This is a genomic window from Novosphingobium sp. (assembly GCF_049240505.1).
Classification (GTDB): Bacteria; Pseudomonadota; Alphaproteobacteria; order Sphingomonadales; family Sphingomonadaceae; genus Novosphingobium.
Genome location: NZ_JBMLSM010000094.1, coordinates 1 through 3,115 on the forward strand (window position 1 = coordinate 1; position 3,115 = coordinate 3,115).

General features: G+C 61.2%; 5 protein-coding genes. 3 read left to right on the top strand and 2 right to left on the bottom strand.

Annotation, left to right across the window (positions count from 1 at the left end; translation table 11 throughout):
* The coding region (locus ACOVQ0_RS07990; protein ID WP_421882602.1) for an isopenicillin N synthase family dioxygenase at positions 1 to 616 on the bottom strand (616 nt) is incomplete at its 3' end.
* Between the two features lie 64 nt (positions 617 to 680).
* Between ACOVQ0_RS07990 and ACOVQ0_RS07995 the strand changes: the two genes are divergently transcribed.
* The 3 genes from ACOVQ0_RS07995 (at position 681) to ACOVQ0_RS08005 (ending at position 1,849) form a co-directional block, all read left to right on the top strand.
* Positions 681 to 1,124 carry an EVE domain-containing protein gene (locus tag ACOVQ0_RS07995; protein ID WP_421882590.1) on the top strand — a complete coding sequence of 148 codons (444 nt, stop codon included), beginning with the start codon at positions 681 to 683 and terminating at the stop codon, positions 1,122 to 1,124.
* Between the two features lie 82 nt (positions 1,125 to 1,206).
* The gene (locus ACOVQ0_RS08000) at positions 1,207 to 1,389 is read left to right on the top strand and encodes a CsbD family protein (RefSeq protein ID WP_421882592.1); all 183 of its coding nucleotides are present in this window, start codon (positions 1,207 to 1,209) and stop codon (positions 1,387 to 1,389) included.
* A gap of 196 nt (positions 1,390 to 1,585) precedes the next feature.
* On the top strand, positions 1,586 to 1,849 hold the full coding sequence (locus tag ACOVQ0_RS08005) for a hypothetical protein (RefSeq protein WP_421882595.1): 264 nt from the start codon (positions 1,586 to 1,588) through the stop codon (positions 1,847 to 1,849).
* Between the two features lie 2 nt (positions 1,850 to 1,851).
* On the opposite strand, the gene ACOVQ0_RS08010 is transcribed toward ACOVQ0_RS08005, so the two are convergent.
* Positions 1,852 to 3,115: MFS transporter (locus ACOVQ0_RS08010; RefSeq protein ID WP_421882599.1), on the bottom strand; the 1,264-nt coding region annotated here is incomplete at its 5' end.

A 3,115-nucleotide genomic window follows, 5' to 3' on the forward strand; every position in this document is an offset into this window, starting at 1 on the left:
CTTCCTCAGCCCCCAGCAGCAGCGTGATGAGGTTGATATCCTCATGCGCGCCCGCCCGAATCGCGCCAGGTTCCGCATCGGCGGGCAGGGGCGGGTAGTGCAGCAGGCGCATCACCGAATTGCCGTCCTCGATCGCGGGATCAAACCAGTTTTCATCCAGGCCGAGCCACACCGCGATCCGCGAAAGGATGCGCGCGCCAACGCGGTCGAATTCCGCATAGAGTTCCTCGAAGGTTTCGCGGAAGCCTTCGGGGCGCGTGGGCCAGATGTTGGGGAACATCGACATCGCGGCGAGTGGGTGATCCGTCGGAAGATCGCGGCCGACGTGCCAGAATTCCTTGAGATCGTGGCGCTTTGCGCCTTTGGCGATTTCGGTGCCGAAAGGCGTGTAACCGCGCGCGCCGCCAAGACCGTCGATGTAGTAGCTGCGCTTTTCGGCTTCAGGCAGGGCGAAGAATTCGGCGGTGAGCTCCCACGCGCGGGCGATCAGACCTGGGGCGATGCCGTGGTCCTTCACCATCGCGAAGCCGAAGGTTTGGAAGGACTCGCCGAGTTCGCGGGAAAGCGCGTCGGCCTCGGTGGTCAACGAGATCACCGGCAGGGTTTTGAGGGGCATGGTGTTCCAGTTCGGAAAATTGTCGCTATGGAAACCGCCTGTAACGGGATTCTCGCGGGGTTTCATGACCAAAATCAACATCACCGACACGACTGGCCGCAACCTCTGGCTGATGAAGTCCGAACCTGACGTCTATGGCTGGGACGATCTGGTGGCCGAGGGCGAAGGCACGTGGGACGGGGTGCGCAATCACCTTGCCGCGCGGAATTTGCGCACGATGCAACCGGGCGATCTGGCGTTCTTCTATCATTCGAACATCGGGATCGAAGTGGTTGGCGTGATCGTGATCAGCGAGGGCGGGCTGACCGACCCGACCGATCCCGAGGGCAAATGGGCTGCGGTAAAAGTGAAGCCGGTGGAGAAACTGCCGCAGACCGTGACGCTCAAGCAGGTAAAGGCGACCCCGGAACTGCAGGAGATGGACCTTATCCGTCTGTCGCGCCTGTCGGTGGGGGCGGTGCGGCCTGAGGAGTGGCAAATCATTCTGAAAATGGCGGGCGCGATCTGAGCTGGAACCGGATGCCCGCGGCGGCGTTTTTATCTCCGAAGGGGCGATAGACTTCGCCTGACAAATCAAGGAGATATGTGCTGTGGGTGAACTCACCGACAAGGCCAAGGGCTTGGCCAATGAAGCTGCCGGCAACGTGAAGCAGGCCATCGGCAAGGCGACCGACAACGCCAGCCTTCACGCCGAAGGTGTTGCGCAGGAGCGCAAGGGCGAAGCGCAGCAGGTGAAGGGCAAGGTCAAGGGCGCGCTCGGCGACAGCATCTGACCTCTACCTCTGGAATTTTCGGCTGGCGCCAGTCTTCCTCCGGCCAGTCGATGCGAGGGCCGTCCCATTGCGGGGCGGCCCTTCGTGTTTTGGGTCAGCCAAGGCGATTAACGATCTTCTGTCCCGCACTGGAACGATCCCGAAAATGGCGGAAATGCGGGATACCGAAAGGTGAATAAAGCGTTAAGCAAGCGTCATGAACAGGTCGCTCGCTCCCGCCGCCGTATATGGCACCGCCCGCAATTCCTTCCGTGCGTCGCTGCCGCGCCACGTGTTGCGTGAATTGCCGAGCTATGAGCCGGAAGTGGTTGCCGCGATGCGCCGCGCCGAAGAGCGCCTGCGCGAAATGGACGTGCGGTCAGAGCCGGTCGACCTGAAGCGCATCACGATGCAGGATCTGCGCGATTTCCTGATCGCTTATTGTGCGTGCTTCATGGCGGTGATGGCGTTTATCGCCTGACCCTAGGCAACCTTCGCCGCCTTTTCAGCCTTGTAGAGCAACCAGCCCAGCCATGCGGAAATGACGCACATTGCTGCGCCGAGCAGGAGTTGGTCCACCAGTGCCACGCCGAAGTGGCTGAGCGCCCCGGCAAGCAGTGCGCCGATGACCATAGCGCCCGAATTGACGATATTGTTTGCGGCAATCGTGCGGGCGGTTTCCGATTTGTGGACCACCGTTGTCAGGAAGGCGTAGAGTGGCACCACAAACATGCCACCGGCGACGGCGATGCCCAGCAGGCAAAGCAGAAGCGGAATCGCCAGCGGCTGGACTACGAAAGTGGCGACATCCATCAGCTGCTGCCCCGGCAGATCCGGCCACATCTTGCACACGAGATGAAAGGCGGTGACGAAGGCGCCCATCACCAGAACCGAGGCTGGCGAATAGCGTGCCGAGACGGTGCCCTTGAGCAGCGCGTTGATCGACATCGATCCGATGGCAATGCCCACCGAGAAGATCACAAGGAAGAGGCTTGCCACTTCCTTGCTGGCATAGAGCACGTTCTTGGCCAGCGGCGGAAACTGGATGAACAATACGGTGCCGACCGTCCAGAAGAAGCTGATGGCCACGATCGCCATGAACACCTGCCGGTGGCGCGTGGTGTTACGGATGAGCCGCCATGACGATGTGAAGACGTTGAAATCGATCTTCTGCGCTTCGATGATCGGTGGCGCAGGCGGCACCTGCCGACCTGAAACATAGCCGATCAACGCCGTAAGCACGACGCCGCCTGCCGCGATTTCTACCGGAATCCAGCCCGCCAGAATCGTGCCGGCAAGGATGGCGATATAGGTGCCTGCCTCGACCAGACCGGTGCCAGCCAGCACTTCGTGATCGTGCAGGTGCTGCGGCAGGATCGCATACTTGATCGGGCCGAAGAAAGTGGAATGAACGCCCATCGCCAGCAGCGCCGCCAGCATCAGCGGGATGGCGATGGATTGCACTTCCATGCCCAGCCACGCCATGACCAGCCCTGCGCCGCCGACCAGCATGATCGCGATTTCGCACGCCTTTACGATGCGGATGATCTTTGCCTTGTCGCGCATGTCGGCCAGTTGCCCGGCGAGCGCGGAAAGCAGGAAGAACGGCAGGATGAACAGCGCCGACGCAATGGCCGAAAAGCGCGCCTCTTCCGCTTCGGAACTGTACACGCTGTAGACCGCGTAGAGGACCATCGCGTTCTTGTAGAGATTGTCGTTGAAGGCCCCCAGAAGCTGGGTGACGAAC